Origin of the sequence: Streptomyces sp. NPDC059224 (assembly GCF_042754285.1) — a bacterium.
In the GTDB taxonomy this organism is placed as follows: Bacteria; Actinomycetota; Actinomycetes; order Streptomycetales; family Streptomycetaceae; genus Streptomyces.
In genome coordinates this window covers 135,671-156,801 of sequence record NZ_JBHZAN010000018.1, presented here as the reverse complement: position 1 = coordinate 156,801, position 21,131 = coordinate 135,671, and the positions used below count along the sequence as shown (strand labels likewise).

Here is a 21,131-nt window from a genome sequence, read left to right as displayed (position 1 = left end):
GATCATGCTTGTCGCCGCAGCAGTCTGCCCCTGCCCGCCGCTCCTCGTGCCCGAGGTCGCCGCGGGTGCCGCCCCCGAGCTGGACACCGCCCGGGACGCCTGTGCCGACGCTCTGGGCGTGCTCGCCGCGGCCCGGCCCGACCTGCTCGTGGTGGTCGGGCCCGCGGAGAAGTCCGGGCGGGGGGTGTTCCCGCAGGGCAGCCGGGGATCCTTCCGGGGCTTCGGCGTCGACGTCGACGTACGGCTGGGCAGCGGCGAGGCCGGTGAGCGGGAGCTGCCGCCCTCGCTCGCCGTCGGGGCCTGGCTGCTGGCGCGCACCGGCTGGGCCGACGCGCCGATCGAGGGGCTGGGCGTGGGCGAGCCCCTGGAGGCCGAGCGGTGCGTGCGTACCGGCCGGGAGATCGCCGGCCGGGCCGCGCGGGTGGCGATGCTGGTCATGGGCGACGCCAGCGCCTGCCGCACCCTCAAGGCGCCCGGCTACCTCGACGAGCGGGCGGCCCCTTTCGACGCCGAGGCGGCCCGAGCGCTCGGCACCGCCGACCTCGCTGCGATCATGGACCTGGACGCCGACCTGGCCTGCCGGCTCAAGGCATCGGGCCGGGCTCCCTGGCAGGTCCTGGCCGGCGCGGCCGAGGACGCGGGCCTCGCCGGTGCACTGCTCCACGACGACGCGCCCTACGGGGTCTGCTACCTCGTGGCCACCTGGTCCTGAACGTCCCGGGAAACGGCGGACGGCCGGGAGTCGGGTGACTCTCGGCCGTCCGCCGATCTGCGTGGTGCGCCCGGCTCAGGGAGCCGGTGGCCGGTCCTCCGGCCGGGTCGGGGCGGTGGGCTCGTCCGGGTGCACAAACCGGTCCATGGCGTCCTTGGCCCTGCCCGTACCCGTCTGGATCTTGTCGCTGTACTTGCCCTTGGTCTTCTCGTCGACGACCCGCGCGGCCTTGTCGATGCCGTGCTGGAGCTTGTCGATCTTGTCCTCGTGCTGCTGCGCGAGATCAGAGACCCGGTCCCTGGCCGGGCCGAGCTTGGCCTTCAAATTGTCCAAAAGACCCATGGCTACCTTCCCTGTGGCTTCCCTCGCGGGCCGCTATGTGCGGGCGCCCTCGCCGACCTCGTTGTCGGCGGCCTCCTTGGCGGACTGCTGCTGGGGGATCTCGGTGCTCTCGGCGCCGGTGGCCGCGACGGGGTCGGGTGTGGTCCGTGCCGCCACGCTCCCGCCGCCGTCCTCACCGGGCCCCTTCGCCACCGAGGCCCCGGCCGCCTCCTCCGCCATGTTCTCCGCCGCGCCCTCCGGTGTGTTCTCCGTCGCGAACCCGTCCGGCTCGGCGGTGGCCGGTGCCTCGGTGTCCGGCTCCTCCGTGACCTTCGGCTTCTTTCCGAGGAGCCGTGCAAAAACGCCCATATCCACTCCATACGTTACTCGTGCGAGCGAAATCCCGCGTGACCCGGTGCGTCCGTTTGCGCCACCGCGGTCACCGCCTTTCTCCGGCGGCGGGAACCTCGCAACGGGCAACGAAGGCGGACACGGACTGTCACGTAACTCGTTCGAGAGCCGCCGCCGAGGTTTGCGAGACTGGTGCGGTGAGCAGCGCACCCCCCGCCCCCCGTGTCATCGCCGTCGTCGGCCCCACCGCGGCCGGAAAGTCCGACCTCGGCGTCTTCCTGGCGCAACGGCTCGGCGGCGAGGTCGTCAACGCCGACTCCATGCAGCTGTACCAGGGGATGGACATCGGCACCGCCAAGCTGACGCCCGAGGAGCGCGCCGACGTCCCGCACCACCTGCTCGACGTCTGGGACGTGACCGTCACGGCCTCCGTCGCCGAGTACCAGCGGCTCGCCCGGGCCCGCATCGACGCGCTGCTCGCCGAGGGCCGCTGGCCGATCCTGGTCGGCGGTTCCGGGCTCTACATCCGCGGTGCCGTCGACAACCTGGAGTTCCCCGGCACCGACCCCGAGGTCAGGGCCCGTCTGGAGGAGGAACTCGCACTGCGCGGCTCCGGTGCCCTGCACGCCCGGCTGTGCGCCGCCGACCCGGAGGCGGGCCGCGCCATCCTGCCCAGTAACGGCCGCCGTATCGTCAGGGCCCTGGAGGTGATCGAGATCACCGGCCGGCCCTTCACCGCCAACCTGCCCGGCCACGACTCGGTCTACGACACCGTCCAGATCGGCGTGGACGTGGCCCGCCCCGAGCTCGACGAGCGCATCGCCCTGCGCGTCGACCGGATGTGGGAGGCCGGGCTCGTGGACGAGGTGCGCGCCCTGGAGGCGCGGGGGCTGCGCGAGGGCCGTACGGCGTCGCGTGCGCTCGGCTACCAGCAGGTCCTCGCGGCGCTCGCCGGGGAGTGCACGGAAACGCAGGCGCGCACCGAGACCGTCCGTGCCACCAAGCGCTTCGCGCGCCGGCAGGATTCGTGGTTCAGGCGCGACCCCCGGGTGCACTGGTTGAGTGGGGCCGCGGCGGACCGCGAGGAACTTCCGCGGCTGGCTCTGGCGTTGCTCGAACGACCGGTCACAGCCTGATCACGTCCTGGCATCGGGATGCGCCACCGGTCATCGGGGCCTCCGGCGCCGTGCCATCATCGAGCTTCGATCGCAAGTGGAGTCCTAGTTGGGAGGGCGCGTGGCGATGGAGGCCGGCCCTCGCGACACCGCACGAGACACCGAGCACGTCGTCGTGGAACCGGGTGATCCGGACGAGGGCGAGGACCGACTGACACCGGACGGTCCGGACGACACGGTGGGCGGCGGGGTGACCGCCGACGGCCCGGAGCCGGAGGAGATGTTCACCAGCGGCCCCGAGGTCGAGGTGGAGCTCCGCCCGCAGCGGCGGCTGCGCCTGTGGCAGCTGGCCCCGATCGTGGGTCTGGCCGCGGTGGGCTCCCTGATGTTCGCCTTCCCGCTGGCCTTCGACTTCGGCGACAGCGGTGCGGTGATCGCGATGCTGGGTCTGCTGATCTGCTCCTGCGCGGCCGGCTGGGGCATGATGGCAGCGCGCCGGGTGGGCTACACCCTGCCGGGCTTCCCGGTGAAGGGCTCGGGCCGCAGGCCCGACTGGCGCGTGGTGATCGGTTACGTGGCTCTGGTCGCGATCGTGGTCGTCCTGGCCGTGTGGCGAGTGGCGCGACTGCGCTGAGGCGCCCCCTGGCGGGCGCGGGGCCGTCTCGGACCACGGCTGCGCCGGGTGGGGGCACGTTCAGCCCCCGCCGGCCCGCGGCCGGAGCACCACGCAGCGCTCCCGTACCCTCGAAGGATGCGCATCCCCTTCCTCAAGGGTCACGGCACCGAGAACGACTTCGTGATCGTTCCGGACCCGGACAACGCCCTGGACCTCACCCCGGCCGCCGTGGCCGCCCTGTGCGACCGCCGGTCAGGCATCGGCGCGGACGGCGTGCTGCACGTCGTACGGAGCGCCGCGCACCCCGAGGCCAAGGGGATGGCCGCCGACGCGGAGTGGTTCATGGACTACCGCAACGGCGACGGCTCGATCGCCGAGATGTGCGGCAACGGCGTCCGCGTCTTCGCCCGCTACCTCCAGCACGCAGGCCAGGTCACGGAGGGCGACGTCGCCGTCGCCACCCGCGGTGGTGTGAAGGCCGTCCACATCGCCAAGGAGGGCGACATCACGGTCGGCATGGGCCACGCCCGGCTGCCCGAGGGCGAGGTCACGGTGAGCGTCGGCGACCGCACCTGGCCGGCCCGGAACGTGAACATGGGCAACCCGCACGCCGTCGCCTTCGTCGCGGACCTCGCGGACGCCGGCGACCTCCACACGCCGCCGCCCTTCAGCCCGCCCTCGGCCTACCCCGACGGGGTCAACGTCGAGTTCGTCGTCGACCGCGGCCCCCGTCACGTCGCGATGCGCGTGCACGAGCGCGGCTCCGGCGAGACCCGCTCCTGCGGCACCGGCGCCTGCGCGGTCGCCGTGGCCACCGCCCGCCGCGACGGCACCGACCCGGCCGTCTCCGGAACCCCGGTGACGTACACCGTGGATGTGCCCGGCGGACGCCTCGTCATCACGGAACGGCCCGACGGCGAGATCGAGATGACCGGGCCCGCCGTGATCGTGGCCGAGGGCGGGATCGACGCCGAATGGCTGGAAAACGCCGCCCGCTGAACCGGTCGGACGACGTGAACCGTGGTCCGGGCCGTCGTGCAACACCCGGATCCACGGCCCCCGTTGCCTCTGGTGGCAGGAAACTTCGGCCACCCCCCGAACAGGTGGCGCAAAAACGTAAACCTCCAAGTCGTCGCTCGAATGGGTGATCCGTTTCACGCTCGGCGGGAGGCGGTCAGTCGGGCGTGTTGGGCTCGGTAGCATCAAGCACCGGCACGGACGGGGGAACGTCACCAATCCCTGAGCCATGTATGCCCTGGGGCCCAGTCCGCCGGTCACGAGCCGGAGGTGCCCATGAGTGCGGAGGCCACGAACCCTGCGACGCCCGGACCTGTAGTGCCCACAGCGGCCCGCAGGAAGGCCCGCCCACGGATCGACCTGCGCCGGCTCGGCCGGGCGGCGCTGCTCGGCAACGCGGCCCGCGGCAAACTCCCCGACGCCATCGGCCATGTCGCGGAGGCCCACCGCGCCCACTACCCCGACGCCGACCTGGAACCCCTGCGGCGTGCCTACGTACTGGCCGAGTCCTCGCACCGCGGCCAGATGCGCAAGAGCGGTGAGCCGTACATCACCCACCCCCTCGCGGTCACCCTGATCCTCGCCGAACTGGGCGCCGAGACCACGACCCTGACGGCCTCACTGCTCCACGACACCGTCGAGGACACCGACGTGACCCTCGACCAGGTGCGGGAACAGTTCGGCGAGGAGGTCCGCTATCTGGTCGACGGGGTGACGAAACTCGAGAAGGTCGACTACGGGGCCGCCGCCGAACCCGAGACGTTCCGCAAGATGCTCGTCGCCACCGGCAGCGACGTCCGGGTGATGTCGATCAAGCTCGCCGACCGGCTGCACAACATGCGCACCCTCGGTGTGATGCGCCCCGAGAAGCAGGAGCGCATCGCCAAGGTCACCCGTGACGTCCTCATCCCGCTCGCCGAACGGCTCGGCGTGCAGGCACTGAAGACCGAGCTGGAGGACCTGGTCTTCGCCATCCTGCACCCCGAGGAGTACACCCGCACCAGGGATCTGATCGCCGAGAACGCGGCCCGCGCCGACGACCCCCTCGCCGAGATCTCCGACGAGGTGCGCGGGGTGCTGCGCGAGGCCGACATCCCCGCCGAAGTGCTCATCCGGCCACGGCACTTCGTCTCCGTCCACCGCGTCAGCCGCAAACGCGGCGAACTGCGCGGCGCCGACTTCGGCCGGCTGCTGGTGCTGGTCAACGAGGACGCGGACTGTTACGCCGTCCTCGGTGAACTGCACACCTGTCTGACCCCGGTCGTCTCGGAGTTCAAGGACTTCATCGCCGTACCGAAGTTCAACCTCTACCAGTCGCTGCACACGGCGGTCGCCCGTGCCGACGGGCAGGTCGCCGAAGTCCTCATCCGCACCCACCAGATGCACAAGGTCGCCGAGGCCGGCGTCGTCGCCCTCGGCAACCCCTACGCCCCGGCCGCCGACGCGGCCGTCTCCGACGCCCCGGCCGACGGCGAGCGCGCCGACCCGACGCGTCCCGGCTGGCTCTCCCGCCTCCTCGACTGGCAGAAGGCCGCCCCCGACACCGACACCTTCTGGTCCACCCTCCGCGAGGACCTCGCCCAGGACCGCGAGATCACCGTTTTCCGCCCGGACGGCGGCACCCTCGGCCTCCCCGAGGGCGCCACCTGCGTCGACGCCGCCTACGCCCAGTACGGCGAGGACGCGCACGCCTGCATCGGCGCCCGGGTCAACGGCCGTCTGGCCACCCTCAGCACCGTCCTCAAGGACGGCGACACCGTCCAGCTGCTGATGGGCCAGGACCCGGCCTCCGAACCCTCCCGGGAGTGGCTGGAGCACGCGCACACGCCCGCCGCGCGCATCGCGATCCAGCGCTGGCTGGCCACCCATCCGGACAGCGCCGAAGAACCCCACGCCCCGGTGACCGTACCCACGCGCCCGGTCCCGGAGCCCCAGGCCGTCACGCCGCGCACCGCCAGCGCCGTGGTCGTCGACCGGCCCGACGCGACCGTACGGCTGGCCGGCTGCTGCACCCCCGTACCGCCCGACGAGGTCACCGGCTTCGCGGTGCGCGGCGGAGTGGTCACCGTGCACCGGGTGGCCTGCGCCTCGGTGGCCCACATGAAGGGCACCGGCCGGCCCGAGACCGTCGTCAGCTGGGGCGACAGCACCGCCTGCCGGGTCACCCTGGTCGCCGAATCGTTCGGTCGTCCGCATCTGCTCGCCGACCTCACCGAGGCGATGGCCCAGGAGGGCGCCGAGATCGTCTCGGCGACCGTCGAACCCCCCACCCAGCAGCGGGTCCGCCACACGTACACCGTCGAACTGCCCGACGCGGCCCACCTCCCCGCCCTGATGCGTGCGATGCGCAACGTGGCCGGGGTGTACGACGTGGACCGAGCGCAACACCAGTAAGTACCCGTTCGAGTGGATTAGGTGGGCCGCGTCGCCGTGAGCCGTTAGCGCGCTGGTAGCGGTGATCCATGTCGCTCACCCTCCGCGCCCGTCGGCCCCGGCGCCGGCACGCCGCGCTGCTCGCTTCCGCCGTCTCCGTCGCCCTGCTCGGCGCGAGCGCCCCGCCGGCGCCGCTGGGCATCGGCGACCGGCTCTTCCCGTACCTCGGAAACCCGGGGTACGACGTGGCGTCGTACGACCTCTCCTTCACCTATCCCGGCAGCAACGACAAGCCGCTCCAGGCCGTCACCACCATCGAGGCCTGGGCCACCACCGACCTGGACCGGATCAACCTGGACTTCGCGCACGGCAAGGTCGAGTCCGTGGAGGTCGACGGCCGGGCCGCCACCTTCGACAGCGCCGGTGAGGACCTGGTCGTCACCCCGGACCAGCCGCTGCGACGGGGCGGCTGGACGCGGATCACCGTCAAGCACACCAGCGACCCGGTGGCGGCCAAGGGCCAGGACGGCGGCTGGGTGCAGACCACCGACGGGCTCGCCATGGCCAACCAGGCCGACGCCGCCCACCTGGTCTTCCCGTGCAACGACCACCCGTCCGACAAGGCGATGTTCACCTTCCACGTCACCGCCCCGAACGGCTACACCGCGGTCGCCAACGGCCTGCGCACCGAGTCCGTCCGGGTTGGCGGCCAGACCACCTGGACCTACCGCACCCAGCACCCCATGGCCACCGAACTGGCCCAGGTCTCCATCGGCCGCTCCGCCGTACTGCACCGCACCGGACCGCACGGCCTCCCCGTCCGGGACGTCGTCCCGAGCGCCGACGCCAAGAAACTGGAGCCGTGGCTCGCCAAGACCCCGGACCAGATCGCCTGGCTGGAGGGCAAGGTCGGGACCTACCCCTTCGAGACGTACGGCGTGCTCATGGCGCAGGCGTCCACCGGCTTCGAACTGGAGACCCAGACTCTCTCCCTCTTCGAGAAGGGTCTGTTCACCGAACCCGCGTACCCCAAGTGGTACATCGAGTCGATCATGGTGCACGAGCTGTCCCACCAGTGGTTCGGCGACAGCGTCAGCCCGCGCGTCTGGTCGGACGTCTGGCTGAACGAGGGCCACGCCACCTGGTACGAGGCGCTGTACGCGGAGGAGAAGGGCAAGCAGCCCATGATCAACCGCATGAAGGCCGCCTACGGCGCCTCCGACCGCTGGCGCGCCGCCGGCGGGCCGCCGGCCCGGCCCAAGGTCCCCGTCCCCGGCCAGAAGATCAGCATCTTCCGCCCCGGCATCTACGACGGCGCCGCCCTCGCCCTCTACGCCCTGCGCCAGGAGATCGGCAGACCCGCCTTCGAGCGGCTGGAGCGGATCTGGGTGCAGCGCCACAAGGACGCCAGTGCCACCACCGCCGACTACGTCCAGCTCGCCTCCGCCATCGCCAACCGCGACCTCACCGGCTTCTTCGACGCCTGGCTGTACGGCGAGAAGACCCCGCCGATGCCCGGCCACCCGGACTGGAAGCAGACCCCGGCACCGGCCAAACACACCAGGAAGTGACCGCCGGGCGACCCCCCGAATAACACGGTGCCCCACGAGTGCGTACCGTGCGACCATCATGAGGTCGGCACCGTACGGGTCACGGGGAATCTCCCGGGGTACTCGTACGTTGAGAAAGTGAACGCCGATTTCGGCATCCCAGCTACGTAAGGACCCAATGACCTCCTCTTCTTCCCCTTCCCAGGACACCAGGCGCCTCGCGCAGGACTACCCCGAAGGTCTTCGGGCCGATGCCCTGATGGAAGAGGACGTCGCCTGGAGCCACGAGATCGACGGAGAGCGGGACGGCGACCAGCTCGACCGCTCCGAGCGCGCGGCCCTGCGCCGCGTGGTGGGCCTCTCCACCGAACTCGAGGACGTCACCGAGGTCGAGTACCGACAGCTGCGCCTGGAGCGGGTCGTGCTGGTCGGGGTGTGGACCACGGGCACCGTGCAGGACGCGGACAACTCCCTCGCGGAGCTGGCCGCCCTCGCCGAGACGGCGGGCGCGCTGGTGCTCGACGGTGTCATCCAGCGCCGCGACAAGCCCGACGCGGCCACCTACATCGGCTCCGGCAAGGCCCTGGAGCTGCGCGACATCGTCGTCGAGACGGGCGCGGACACCGTCATCTGCGACGGTGAGCTGAGCCCGGGCCAGCTGATCCAGCTGGAGGACGTCGTCAAGGTCAAGGTCATCGACCGGACCGCCCTGATCCTGGACATCTTCGCCCAGCACGCCAAGTCCCGGGAGGGCAAGGCGCAGGTCGCGCTCGCGCAGATGCAGTACATGCTGCCGCGACTGCGCGGCTGGGGTCAGTCGCTGTCCCGGCAGATGGGCGGCGGCTCGGGCGGCGGCCTCGCCACCCGTGGCCCCGGTGAGACCAAGATCGAGACGGACCGGCGGCGGATCCGCGAGAAGATGGCGAAGATGCGCCGGGAGATCGCGGAGATGAAGACCGGCCGCGACATCAAGCGCCAGGAGCGCAAGCGCCACAAGGTGCCGTCCGTCGCCATCGCGGGCTACACCAACGCGGGCAAGTCCTCCCTGCTCAACCGCCTCACCGGCGCAGGTGTCCTGGTCGAGAACGCCCTGTTCGCGACCCTGGACCCGACGGTCCGCCGCGCGGAGACCCCGAGCGGCAGGCTCTACACGCTGGCCGACACCGTCGGCTTCGTGCGCCATCTGCCCCACCACCTGGTCGAGGCGTTCCGCTCCACGATGGAGGAGGTCGGCGACGCCGACCTGATCCTGCACGTGGTCGACGGCTCGCACCCGGTGCCGGAGGAGCAGCTGGCCGCCGTGCGCGAGGTGATCAGGGACGTCGGTGCCACCGACGTACCCGAATTCGTGGTGATCAACAAGGCGGACGCGGCGGACCCCCTGGTCCTCCAGCGGCTGCTGCGCAACGAGAAGCGCTCCATCGCTGTCTCGGCCCGCACCGGCCAGGGCATCCAGGAGCTGCTCGCCCTGATCGACGACGAGCTGCCCCGCCCGTCGGTCGAGATCGAGGCGCTCGTCCCCTACACCCACGGCAAGCTGGTCGCCCGCGCCCACAACGAGGGCGAGGTCCTCTCCGAGGCGCACACCGCCGAGGGCACCCTGCTCAAGGTCCGGGTCCACGAGGAACTCGCGGCGGAACTGACGCCGTACGTGGCGGCTCCGGCTGCGTGACAGACCGTAGCGAATGGGCCGCCCCCCTTTTTTCGGGGGGCGGCCCATTCGCCTACCTGGGGGCGCGGGGAACCCTGCGGTCAACCACGATGACGAGTGACCCGCCGACGCACCTCGTCCATCGCGGCGCGAGGGCGGGACTCACCCCCTCACCGATCAGCGAACTCCTTGCTGACCCCCTCGTACACGCCCTTGGCCACGTCACCGAACCGCGGCCCGGCCAGCCACCCCGAACCCACCGGTCCGATCGACGTGTTGGACACCAGCGCCGCCTTCCCGTCGGCACCCGTCTCCACCCAGCCGCCGCCCGACGCCCCGCCGGTCATCGTGCAACCGATCCGGTACATCGTCGGCGCCGACGCATCCACCGACAGCCGCCCCGGCCTGTCCGCGCACTGGTACAGCAGCGACCCGTCGTACGGCTTCGCCGCCGGATACCCGGTGGCCGTGATGCGCGACACCTTCGGCACGGCCGGACCGGCGAAGTTCACCGGAAGCGCCGAACCGACCGTCTCCTCAAGGGACTTGCCGCCACTGCCCTGCTCCGGTGTCACATGGATCACGGCGTAGTCGTACGACGCGCCGTCGCCGCCCGTCTCCCCGCCCTGGTCGATCCACTGCTGCGAGGTCTGCGCCCCGTCACCCCACCAGACCCCGTACGGCGCTATCCGGGAGCGCGTCGCCTGGGTGAGCGCGGTGCCCGTCAGCCCCTGATCGTTGTACGACGGCACGAACGCGATGTTGCGGTACCAGCCGCCGTTCTTGCCGGCATGTACACAATGGCCCGCCGTCCACACCAGGTTGGACTTGCCCGGGTGTGCCGGGTCCTCCACCACCGTCGCCGAGCAGACCATCGTGCCCTCGGGGGAGTCGAAGAACACCTTCCCCGCGGTGGCCGCGTTGGCGTGGTACGCCGGCCGCACGGCCTTCGCCTCGACCGGGTCCGGCGTCGGGTCCGTCACCCCCTGGTCACCCGAGAGGTCGTTGTCGTCGACGCCCTTGTCCTTGTCCGGGTCGTCGGCGTCCCGCATCCGGTCCGGGTCCCACAGGCCCTTGATGATGGGGTTGATGAAGTCGTTGGCCTCGCGCAGCCAGTCGTCCCTGTTCCAGTTCCGCCAGGCGCCGTTCTTCCACTTGTCGACGTCGATCCCGTGCTCTTTGAGCTTGTTCTTGATGTCGTCCGGGATCTTGATCTTGCCGTCGCCGGTGTCGGCCGTGGCGGACGCGGCCGCCGGGCCGCCCGCGTTGTCGTCGCCGGAGCTGTCGCAGGCGGTGGCGGTCAGTGCCAGCGCCGAAGCGAGGGCGACGGCCGCCAGCGCCCGGGGCGCGCCCCTTCGACGGGTGAACGACGGCCGGATGGATCGCATGCTGGTGACTCCCCCTGTCGGTAAGGAACTTCAGCGTCACAGTATGCGGTCGCTGTGCGGGCCCACCCACGGAAGGGCAACGGTTTCGCTACGGGCGGGCCGGGCACTGTCCCTCGTGCTCCGCCCGGCGCGCCAGCCCCGCCGGGGCGCTGTCATCGCCGTGCAGGGCGTGCCGCGAGAGCGGCCCACCGCGGCCCTGGCGCTCTCCGGTACCACCTCGCGGCACGCCCGCGGCACCTGGTCGGACGGGCCTCCCGGCGCAGACTTCGGTGCGTTTCGGAGGCGACGGCCACGCCGAGGGCGGCGGGGGCGCGAGCCGGTCACCTACCGCATGCCACCGCCGACCGTCTGCCTGTCTGCCTGCCGCGCCGGCGGACCAGTGGGCCGGGTGCGGACGCCCGCGCTCGGAGCGGATGCGCACGCTCGCAGCGGAGACGGCCCGTCGGTACCCGCGTCTTCGTCGGGCGCCGCGCCGGGGCCGGCGCCGGTGTTCGTCGGTCCGGTCTCGGCAAGGATCTTGAGGCAACCCGTAACCCGTCGGCCGGTCGAGGGTTGGTAGCGGTGGGGGTCCCGCTGCCTGTGCCCGGTGCCCACCGATCAACTCGCCTCTGGACAGCGGGGAGGACAGCGAGCCGTGGCCTTTACGGAGTCGGTGACCGGGGAGACGTCCGGGGGAGCGCACGAGGCGCACGAGGGGATCCTGAGACGTCAATCGTCGCGCGAGTCGCGGGCGCGGACGTATGCGCGCGCCCTCCCCATCGTGCCGGTGCGGGCTCGCGGCCTGACCATCGAGGGCGCGGACGGCCGCCGCTACCTGGACTGCCTCTCCGGCGCCGGTACCCTCGCGCTCGGCCACAACCACCCGGTCGTGCTGGAGGCGATCCGCAAGGTCCTCGACTCCGGCGCCCCGCTCTCCGTCCTCGACCTGGCCACCCCCGTCAAGGACGCCTTCATCACCGAACTGTTCCGGACCCTGCCGCCCGGCCTCGCGGATCGGGCCCGCGTGCAGTTCTGCGGGCCCGCCGGGACGGACGCCGTCGAGGCCGCCTTCAAACTGGTCCGAGCCGCGACCGGCCGCACCGGCATCCTGGCCTTCACCGGCGCCTACCACGGCATGACCAGCGGCGCGCTGGCCGCCTCCGGCGGGGCCTGCGACGTACGGGTCGCCCGGCTGCCCTACCCCCAGGACTACCGCTGCCCATTCGGTGTCGGCGGCCCGGGCGGCGCCGAACTCGCCGCCCGCTGGACCGAGTCCGTCCTCGACGACCCCAAGTCCGGCGTCCCCTTGCCCGCCGGGATGATCCTCGAACCCGTCCAGGGCGAGGGCGGCGTGATTCCGGCGCCCGACGACTGGCTCCGGCGGATGCGACGGCTCACCGCGGACCGCTCCATCCCGCTCGTCGCGGACGAGATCCAGACCGGGGTGGGCAGGACCGGCGCTTTCTGGGCCGTCGAGCACAGCGGGGTCACCCCCGACGTGATGGTCCTTTCCAAGGCCATCGGCGGCAGCCTCCCGCTCGCCGTCGTCGTCTACCGCGACGACCTCGACGTCTGGGAACCCGGCGCCCACGCGGGCACGTTCCGCGGCAACCAACTCGCCATGGCCGCCGGCACGGCCACCCTCGCCCACGTCCGGGAGAACGGCCTCGCCGAACGCGCGGGCCGGCTCGGCACCCGCATGCTCTCCCATCTGCGGACCCTGCAATCGGAGTTCGCGTGCGTCGGCGATGTGCGGGGGCGTGGGCTGATGATCGGGGTGGAACTGGTGGACCCGGAGCGAGACCGGGGGCCGGGGGTCGCGCAGGACGGATACGCACGGGCCGTGGCGGAGGACGAGCGGCGCGTGGGGGCCCCGCGGGACGGTGAGGGTGCGGTGAGCGGGAGGGACGGTGCGGGCCGGCCACGGCCGCTTCCGGCCGCTCCCGAACTGGCCACCGCGGTGCAGCGCGCATGTCTGGACCGCGGACTGATCGTCGAGCTCGGCGGTCGCCACGCCGGTGTCGTACGGCTCCTGCCGCCCCTGACCATCACCGACGAACAGGCCACCGCCGTCCTGGACCGCCTCGCCGACGCCGTGGCCGCGGTGGCCCGCGACCCGGCCGCCCACGGCGTCGGACTGCCCCGCCGGCCCGACGGCCGCAAGGAGCCGGCCGGCTAGCCCGCCCACCCGGAGCAGGCCGACCGGCCGCCGGCCCCGAGACGGACGAGCCGAACGGCCCGCTCGGAGGGGACCGGCTCCCCGGACCACCTGGACGGCGCACCCCCACCGAACCCTGCCCGGCCGACCCGCACCCCGGTACTCCCGGACCGCCGTGAACAGGCCGGCTGCCCGCCGCCGAACCGAATCAGCCGCCCGATGTGCGCGACCCGAGCGGCCCGACCCGACCGGGCCGCGCCTGAAACCCCACATCGTCCACCTCTCTCTCGCAAGGACAACCAGCACCTAACCCACCCCCGAGACAGCCGAGTTCGCCGTAGGCGACGGCCGGCGACCGACGGCCGGCCCCGCACCGCCCAGCCCCGAGGAACGCCTTGAACGCCACACCCGCCCCAGACGACCACGCAGACCAAGGTCCGCAGGGACGCCCCGTTCCGCTCGCCGAGTCGGTTCCCCAGCAACGCAGTCGCGCCATCCCGCCCGAGCAGCCCCACGACGAGACCGGGGACCTTCTGGAACACCCCGACCCGCACGTCGCCGCCCAGGCCGCCGCCGTGGAGAACCTGCTGCGCTGCTGGGTGCGCGAGACGAACCTTCCCGCACCCGACACCGGCACCCTCCGCATCCCCCTGCCCGCCAGCGGTACGGCCCTGATCACTCCGGTCCGCCACTGGTCCCCGACCGGCTGGCACCGCTTCGGCCCACCCCGCCTGGCCGGCGTCCCCGCCCCACCCGTCGACGCGCTCACCCTCGCGGCCCTGCTCGGCAGGGAGACGGCGGGCGCGGCTGGGGGCATGGCAGGCCGACCCGAGACTGTCCCCGGTCCGATCTACGGCGTCCCCGGTCAGGCCGATGGCGGCGCCCGTCCGGTCGACGGTGTTCACGGCCAGGCCGGTGGCAGCGGCGGCAAAGCCGACGGCGCCGGTCCGGTCGACGGCAACCTCGCCCGAGCCGATGGCGGCCTCCTCCGTCTCGGCGGCGAACCGCCCCGCGTCAACGGCGGTCCCTTCCAGCCCGACGACCGACCCCGCCCCGCCGAAGACGCTCCCCGCGGCCAGGCCGCCGCCCCCGACGCCGGCGACCTCGTGGCCCGCGTCGCCGACTCCCTGCGCCGCACGGTCACCTTCATCGCGGACCGGCGAGCCCGCCCCGCCGACGGCCCCGACCGGTTTCTCGCCGCCGAGCAGGCCCTCCTGCTGGGTCATCCGCTGCACCCGACCCCCAAGAGCCGCGAGGGGCTGACCGACTCCGAAGCCCGGCGCTACTCGCCGGAGTTGCGTGGCTCCTTTCCCCTGCACTGGATGGCGGTCGCCTCCTCCCTGCTCGCCACCGACTCGGCCTGGACCGAGCGCGGGCGCCCCGTCCCCGTGCCGCACCTCATGGAAAGCCTGGCCGGTACGGCCCTACCCCTGCCCGACGGCTGTGCCGCCGCCCTGCCCCTGCACCCCTGGCAGGCCCGTGAGGTCCGTCATCGCGAGGCGACGGCCGCCCTGCTCGACGCCGGACTCCTGCGCGACCTGGGCCCCCTCGGCGCACCCTGGCATGCCACCTCCTCCGTACGAACCGTTCACCGCACCGGTGCCCCCGCGATGCTCAAGCTGTCGCTGGGGCTGCACATCACCAACTCGCGGCGGGAGAACCTCCGCAAGGAGCTCCACCGCGGTGTGGAGATGCACCGTCTGTTGCGCACCGGCCTCGCCAAGCAGTGGCAGACCGTCCACCCGGGCTTCGACATCGTGCGCGACCCCGCCTGGCTGGGCGTGGATGGCCAGGACGGCCGGCCGGTGCCCGGACTGGACGTGGTGATCCGGCACAACCCGTTCACCCCGGCCGAGGACGTGTCCTGCCTCGCCGGACTGACCGCACCCGTCCCCGTCGACTCCCGGGCGGGGGACGGCGGTACCCGGCCGAACCGGTCCCGGCTCGCCCAGGTGGTCGCCCGGCTCGCCCAACGCACCAGCCGCCCCGTCGGTGCCGTCAGCGCCGAGTGGTTCCTGCGGTACCTGGAACAAGTCGTCCGCCCGGTGCTCTGGCTCGACGGCGAGGCCGGTATCGCCTTGGAGGCGCACCAGCAGAACACCCTGCTTCTGCTGGACACCGACGGCTGGCCAGCCGGCGGGCGCTACCGGGACAACCAGGGCTACTACTTCCGCGAGTCCCGGCGGACGGAACTCGACGCCCGGCTGCCCGGCGTCGGAGAGTACAGCGACACCTTCGTCTCCGACGAGGTCGTCGACGAACGCCTCGCCTACTACCTCGGCATCAACAACGTGCTCGGTCTGATCGGCGCGTTCGGCTCACAACGGCTCGCCGACGAACGCCTGCTGCTGGCGGCCTTCCGGCGGTTCCTCACCGACGTGGCTTGCGGACCCGCCCGGCTGCCCACCACCCTGCCCGGTCGCCTGCTCGACTCACCGGTCCTGCGCTGCAAGGCCAACCTGCTGACCCGACTGCACGGCCTCGACGAACTCGTCGGCCCCGTCGACACCCAGTCCGTCTACGTGACCATCACCAACCCCCTCCACCCCTGACCGTCCGACCCAGCGGCCGTCCTGCCCACGCCGACTTCATCTCCGGCCCTCCGCCCGTCCGACCTCTGCCCCTTCGACCATCCCCGGCGTCGACCAGGTGCTTCCGACAACTGCCCTCCATCCACCGTCGGCCACCGCCCGTCCGTCTCCCATCGCCCGTCATGCACCGACCTTCAATCACCGACCTCCATTCACCTCGCCGACCGAGGAACATGACCCACCTCGTCTCCTGAGAGGAGCGCACCATGCCTCCCACCGACGCGAGCGCCGACGCAGGCCCCGTACCGGTCCACCCCGTCCATCCCGCCCGCTCAGGTCCCGCCGAAGACACCCGGGACTGCGAGGACACCCTGGACCTCCGGCTGCCCGCCGATCTCCTCGCCCTTTTCGCCGGGAAGGCGAACTCTGCCGCGCCCAGCCACGACGGACAGACCTCCTCCCAAGACCAGCTCGGCCCACTGGACACGCTCGACCTGCTCGATCAACCGGCCAACTGGGGCCCCACCGACACCCCCGTCGGCACCTTCCACCTCGTGCCGGCCCACGTCGAACGCGACCTGCCGATCATCAGCCGCTGGATGAACGACCCCGCCGTCGCCGCGTTCTGGCAGCTGGCCGGTCCACAGGCGCAGACGGAGGACCATCTGCGCGCCCAACTCGCGGGAGACGGACGCAGCGTGCCCTGCCTGGGCAGCCTCGACGGCACGCCGATGAGCTACTGGGAGATCTACCGGGCCGACCTGGACTCGCTGGCCCGCCACTACCCGGCCCGCCCGCACGACACCGGGATCCACGTCCTCATCGGCAACGCCGCCGACCGTGGGCGCGGACTGGGATCCGCCCTGCTCAGAGCCACCGCCGATCTCGTACTCGATCACCGCCCCGCCTGCGCGCGCGTCGTCGCGGAGCCCGATCTTCGCAACACCCCCTCCGTGGCCGCCTTCCTCGGTGCGGGCTTCCGCTACGCCACCGAGCTCGACCTGCCTGCCAAACGAGCCGTCCTCATGATCCGGGACCGGTCCCTACGTCATCTGATGTAGCGCTGAGTGATGGCGCGTACACATGTAGTACGAAGCGGCCGCCGATCAAGTTCCCGGGTCCCGGAAGAATTCGGCAGAGCCTGCGTTCCGGCGCGTTCCGGCCATCCAGGACGACTGGACGATTGGAGGACATGAGGACATGAGGACGGCAGGAAACGACACGGGCGAACACCCTGGCCTGCCCTTCCCTGCGCGGCGCCGCCACGGTGTCCTCGGGGCCCCGGCTCAGCCCACCCGTCCAGGAGCGCCCCGCTTGATCCCGCCCCTCGTCCTCGCCTTGATCGCCCGATTGTCAGTGCCGGGCCGTAGGGTGGTCGCGCTATGACGAAGCCCTCACTCCCTGAACTCCTGCATGCCGCTGTCACAGCTGTCGGCGGTACGGAGCGCCCCGGCCAGGTGACCATGGCCGAATCGGTCGCCGAAGCGATCGACGACGGATCCCATCTGCTGGTCCAGGCCGGCACCGGCACCGGAAAGTCGCTCGGCTATCTGGTGCCCGCGCTGGCCCACGGGGAGCGGGTCGTCGTGGCGACGGCGACCCTCGCTCTGCAGAGACAGCTCGTGGAGCGGGATCTGCCGCGTACCGTCGACGCCCTGCACCCGCTGCTGCGCCGGCGCCCGGAGTTCGCGATGCTCAAGGGCAGGTCGAACTACCTGTGTCTGCACCGGCTGCACGAGGGTGTGCCGCAGGACGAGGAGGAGGGACTCTTCGACCAGTTCGAGGCGGCGGCACCGACCAGCAAGCTCGGCCAGGACCTGTTGCGGCTGCGGGACTGGTCGGACGAGACCGAGACCGGTGACCGTGACGGACTCACTCCGGGTGTCTCCGACAAGGCCTGGGCCCAGGTGTCGGTCTCCTCGCGGGAGTGCCTGGGTGCGTCCAAGTGCGCCTACGGCGCCGAGTGCTTCGCCGAGACGGCCCGTGAGCGGGCCAAGCTCGCGGACGTCGTCGTCACCAACCACGCGCTGCTCGCGATCGACGCCATCGAGGGAGCCCCGGTGCTCCCGCAGCACGAGGTGCTGATCGTGGACGAGGCACACGAACTGGTCTCGCGGGTCACCGGCGTCGCCACCGGCGAGCTCACCCCGGGTCAGGTCAACCGTGCCGTCCGGCGCGCCGCCAAACTGGTCGACGAGAAGGCCGCCGACCAGCTCCAGACCGCCGCCGAGGGCTTCGAGCGGCTGATGGAGCTGGCCCTGCCGGGCCGCCTGGAGGAGATCCCGGAGGATCTCGGCTACGCCCTGGCCGCCCTCAGGGACGCCGCCCGCAGCGTGATCTCCGCGATCGGGACGACCCGCGACAAGTCGGTCCAGGACGAGGACGCGGTCCGCAAGCAGGCCCTGGCCTCGGTGGAGGCGGTGCACGACGTGGCGGAGCGGATCGTGAACGGCTCGGAGTGGGACGTCGTCTGGTACGAACGCCACGACCGTTTCGGGGCCTCCGTGCGGGTCGCCCCGATGTCGGTCTCGGGCCTGCTGAGGGAGAAGCTCTTCGCGGACCGCTCGGTCACCCTCACCTCCGCGACCCTCAAACTCGGCGGCGACTTCAACGGCGTGGGTGCCTCCCTGGGCCTCGCCCCCGAGGGCACCGAGGGCGACGACCTCCCGCAGTGGAAGGGCGTCGACGTCGGTTCGCCCTTCGACTACCCGAAGCAGGGCATCCTCTATGTCGCCAAGCATCTGTCACGCCCCGCGCGGGACGGCGACCGCGCAGACATGCTCGATGAACTGACCGAACTGATCCAGGCGGCCGGAGGCCGCACCCTCGGCCTCTTCTCCTCGATGCGGGCCGCTCAGCAGGCCGCCGAGGAACTGCGCGTCCGGATCCCCGAGTTCCCGATCCTGCTGCAGGGTGAGGAGACCCTCGGCGAGCTGATCAAGAACTTCGCGGCGGACCCCCGGACCTGTCTCTTCGGCACGCTGTCCCTGTGGCAGGGGGTGGACGTCCCGGGCCCCAGCTGCCAGCTCGTCGTCATGGACAAGATTCCGTTCCCGCGCCCTGACGACCCGCTGATGAGTGCCCGGCAGAAGGCCGTCGAGGACGCCGGCGGCAACGGCTTCATGGCGGTCGCCGCCACCCATGCCGCGCTTCTGATGGCCCAGGGTGCGGGCCGGCTGGTCCGGGCGTCCGGGGACCGGGGAGTGGTCGCCGTACTCGATCAACGGCTGGCCACCGCGCGGTACGGCGGTTACCTGAAGTCGTCACTGCCCGACTTCTGGTACACCACGGACCGTAACCAGGTCCGCAAGTCGCTTGCCGCCATCGACGCGACGGCTCGACAGGCGGAGACGAACTGATCGTGGGTCGGCCTGACCCGCGCCGGGTCAGGCCGACCCACGTTCCGAAGGGGCGGCCAGAGGCGGCCACAAGGGCTCCGGACAGTGCAAGACCCCGGAACCGGCGCAGGGGTTCCGGGGCCCGATCGGAGGGCGGGCGGAATGACCGCCCGCCGCAGGCGTCAGACGCGCCGCAGTACCGCGACGACCTTGCCCAGGATGGTGGCGTCGTCGCCGGGGATCGGCTCGTAGGCCGAGTTGTGGGGGAGGAGCCAGACGTGGCCGTCCTCGCGCTTGAAGCGCTTGACGGTGGCCTCGCCGTCGAGCATGGCGGCGACGATGTCGCCGTTCTCGGCGACCGGCTGGCGGCGGACGGTCACCCAGTCGCCGTCACAGATCGCGGCCTCGATCATGGAGTCACCGACGACCTTGAGGACGAACAGCTCGCCGTCGCCGACCAGCTGCCGAGGGAGAGGGAAGACGTCCTCGACCGACTCCTCGGCGAGGATCGGGCCGCCGGCGGCGATCCGGCCGACCAGCGGGACGTACGACGCCGCGGGCTTGCCAGCGGTGTCCGTGGGCTGCACGGACACCGCCTGGTCGGAGCCGCGGACCTCGTACGCGCGCGGGCGGTGCGGGTCGCGGCGCAGGAAGCCCTTGCGCTCCAGTGCCATCAGCTGGTGTGCCACCGAGGACGTGCTGGACAGGCCGACGGCCTGGCCGATCTCCCGCATCGACGGCGGGTAACCCCGCCGCTGCACCGAATCCCTGATCACCTCGATCACGCGGCGCTGACGGTCGGTGAGGCCCGAGCTGTCCGCCCGGATGCCTGGAGGTCGGCCCGGTAGGGAACGCTTGTGTCCCTCGGGGTTCACGGCTTCGTTCATGGCATGCACCGGGTCGAGTCGGCCCTGGGAGCGGTCCTGGGCGGTGATGGTGGCACTGTCTGCGGTCGTGGTCACGTCGGCCCCTCTCGATGGTCTCCCTGCTGGACAACGGTAGTTGCTTTCGAAAGGTTGCGCCAAACACACGTTCGAGTGAAAAAACGCGGTTCACCGTACGCGATCGCATGTCTGGGTGTATGGCTCACGCGGTACCCGGCAGACAAAAGGTTCCATCGCTGTAATCTTCACCGCCGGGCCGATGGTCCGGCGGGTGTGCTCAGTCTGCCATCCGGACCGCCGCCGGCCGGGACGGCCGTCCCCATCTGCTCCGGAGTCGCACGTGACCTCCGTGCGGCGCCCACGGTATCTCCGTATCCGCCGTAGCGGTACGTGTGCGACACGCGCAACCTGGCGATGTATCAGCCAATCACCACATCTAGTGGTTGGATTCTCGAGGCAGCCCACAAGTTGTGGTCCCCCCGGTCTCCGGTGGCTCTGAGATCGCCTATGCTTGGGGCTGCTTCGTGGGGCCCGGGTGGTCCAGCGAGGTCATTGAGTCTGCTGTGAGGAGGGTTGGAGATCATGCACTGCCCCTTCTGCAGGCACCCCGACAGCCGTGTGGTCGACAGCCGTACGACCGACGACGGCACGTCGATCCGCAGGCGCCGCCAGTGTCCCGACTGCTCCCGTCGTTTCACGACCGTGGAGACGTGCTCGCTCATGGTGGTGAAGCGGTCCGGAGTGACCGAGCCATTCAGCCGTACCAAGGTCATCAATGGCGTGCGCAAGGCGTGCCAGGGGCGGCCTGTCACCGAGGACGCACTCGCCCAGCTCGGCCAGCGGGTCGAGGAGGCGGTGCGGGCCACCGGAAGCGCCGAGCTGACCACCCACGACGTGGGGCTGGCCATACTCGGCCCATTGCAGGAACTCGACCTGGTCGCCTACCTGCGATTCGCCTCCGTCTACCGGGCTTTCGACTCGCTCGACGACTTCGAGGCCGCGATCGCGGAGCTGAGGCAGGCGGCACGGGGCCCCGTCGCGGACGACGAAGACGCGGAAGCGGGGAGCCAGGAAGACGATCACGGGCCGGGCGGTGCCACTCGGACGCCCGAGCCCGTCCACCTCGCCGGCTGACGGGCGGACCGGA

General features: G+C 71.8%; 16 protein-coding genes. 12 read left to right on the top strand and 4 right to left on the bottom strand.

What is annotated here, in order from left to right:
• The first annotated feature begins 4 nt into the window (after positions 1-4).
• Positions 5-712, top strand: a complete 708-nt coding sequence (locus ACFXI4_RS21365; RefSeq protein WP_384993137.1) for a class III extradiol dioxygenase subunit B-like domain-containing protein — start codon at positions 5-7, stop codon at positions 710-712.
• A gap of 75 nt (positions 713-787) precedes the next feature.
• On the opposite strand, the gene ACFXI4_RS21360 is transcribed toward ACFXI4_RS21365, so the two are convergent.
• Positions 788-1,054, bottom strand: coding sequence for an antitoxin (locus ACFXI4_RS21360; RefSeq protein WP_384993134.1), 267 nt, complete (start codon positions 1,052-1,054; stop codon positions 788-790).
• Between the two features lie 33 nt (positions 1,055-1,087).
• The gene (locus ACFXI4_RS21355) at positions 1,088-1,402 is read right to left on the bottom strand and encodes a hypothetical protein (RefSeq protein ID WP_384993131.1); all 315 of its coding nucleotides are present in this window, start codon (positions 1,400-1,402) and stop codon (positions 1,088-1,090) included.
• A gap of 179 nt (positions 1,403-1,581) precedes the next feature.
• Between ACFXI4_RS21355 and miaA the strand changes: the two genes are divergently transcribed.
• The 6 genes from miaA to hflX all read left to right on the top strand — a co-directional run bounded on the left by miaA (position 1,582) and on the right by hflX (position 9,727).
• Complete coding sequence (gene miaA / locus ACFXI4_RS21350; protein WP_362720919.1) at positions 1,582-2,520, top strand: tRNA (adenosine(37)-N6)-dimethylallyltransferase MiaA; 939 nt, start codon at positions 1,582-1,584, stop codon at positions 2,518-2,520.
• A 106-nt stretch (positions 2,521-2,626) separates the two neighbouring features.
• Complete coding sequence (locus ACFXI4_RS21345) at positions 2,627-3,133, top strand: hypothetical protein (protein ID WP_362720928.1); 507 nt, start codon at positions 2,627-2,629, stop codon at positions 3,131-3,133.
• Positions 3,134-3,250: 117 nt separating this feature from the next.
• A complete protein-coding gene (dapF, locus tag ACFXI4_RS21340) occupies positions 3,251-4,114 on the top strand; it encodes a diaminopimelate epimerase (RefSeq protein WP_384993127.1) in 864 nt (287 codons plus the stop codon).
• A 294-nt stretch (positions 4,115-4,408) separates the two neighbouring features.
• Positions 4,409-6,526 (top strand): RelA/SpoT family protein, encoded by a 2,118-nt coding sequence (locus ACFXI4_RS21335; RefSeq protein ID WP_384993124.1) that lies wholly within the window; start codon positions 4,409-4,411, stop codon positions 6,524-6,526.
• 68 nt (positions 6,527-6,594) lie between these two features.
• The gene (locus ACFXI4_RS21330) at positions 6,595-8,076 is read left to right on the top strand and encodes a M1 family metallopeptidase (protein WP_384993122.1); all 1,482 of its coding nucleotides are present in this window, start codon (positions 6,595-6,597) and stop codon (positions 8,074-8,076) included.
• A 157-nt stretch (positions 8,077-8,233) separates the two neighbouring features.
• On the top strand, positions 8,234-9,727 hold the full coding sequence (gene hflX / locus ACFXI4_RS21325) for a GTPase HflX (protein WP_384993120.1): 1,494 nt from the start codon (positions 8,234-8,236) through the stop codon (positions 9,725-9,727).
• A 149-nt stretch (positions 9,728-9,876) separates the two neighbouring features.
• Here hflX and ACFXI4_RS21320 read toward each other — a convergent pair whose 3' ends face one another.
• Complete coding sequence (locus tag ACFXI4_RS21320; RefSeq protein ID WP_384993117.1) at positions 9,877-11,094, bottom strand: trypsin-like serine peptidase; 1,218 nt, start codon at positions 11,092-11,094, stop codon at positions 9,877-9,879.
• Positions 11,095-11,728: 634 nt separating this feature from the next.
• On the opposite strand from ACFXI4_RS21320, the gene ACFXI4_RS21315 reads away from it, so the two are divergent.
• The 4 genes from ACFXI4_RS21315 (at position 11,729) to ACFXI4_RS21300 (ending at position 19,121) form a co-directional block, all read left to right on the top strand.
• A complete protein-coding gene (locus tag ACFXI4_RS21315) occupies positions 11,729-13,252 on the top strand; it encodes a diaminobutyrate--2-oxoglutarate transaminase family protein (RefSeq protein ID WP_384993115.1) in 1,524 nt (507 codons plus the stop codon).
• 374 nt (positions 13,253-13,626) lie between these two features.
• Positions 13,627-15,783, top strand: coding sequence for an IucA/IucC family protein (locus ACFXI4_RS21310; RefSeq protein WP_384993112.1), 2,157 nt, complete (start codon positions 13,627-13,629; stop codon positions 15,781-15,783).
• Between the two features lie 245 nt (positions 15,784-16,028).
• Positions 16,029-16,823, top strand: a complete 795-nt coding sequence (locus ACFXI4_RS21305) for a GNAT family N-acetyltransferase (RefSeq protein ID WP_384993109.1) — start codon at positions 16,029-16,031, stop codon at positions 16,821-16,823.
• A gap of 321 nt (positions 16,824-17,144) precedes the next feature.
• Entirely contained in the window at positions 17,145-19,121 is a 1,977-nt protein-coding gene (locus ACFXI4_RS21300; protein ID WP_384993107.1) for an ATP-dependent DNA helicase, read from the top strand.
• Positions 19,122-19,282: 161 nt separating this feature from the next.
• Here the strand turns inward: ACFXI4_RS21300 and lexA are convergent, their stop codons facing one another.
• The gene (lexA, locus tag ACFXI4_RS21295) at positions 19,283-20,062 is read right to left on the bottom strand and encodes a transcriptional repressor LexA (protein WP_362579448.1); all 780 of its coding nucleotides are present in this window, start codon (positions 20,060-20,062) and stop codon (positions 19,283-19,285) included.
• Positions 20,063-20,566: 504 nt separating this feature from the next.
• Between lexA and nrdR the strand changes: the two genes are divergently transcribed.
• Positions 20,567-21,118, top strand: coding sequence for a transcriptional regulator NrdR (gene nrdR, locus ACFXI4_RS21290; protein WP_384993104.1), 552 nt, complete (start codon positions 20,567-20,569; stop codon positions 21,116-21,118).
• The last annotated feature ends 13 nt before the right edge of the window (positions 21,119-21,131 follow it).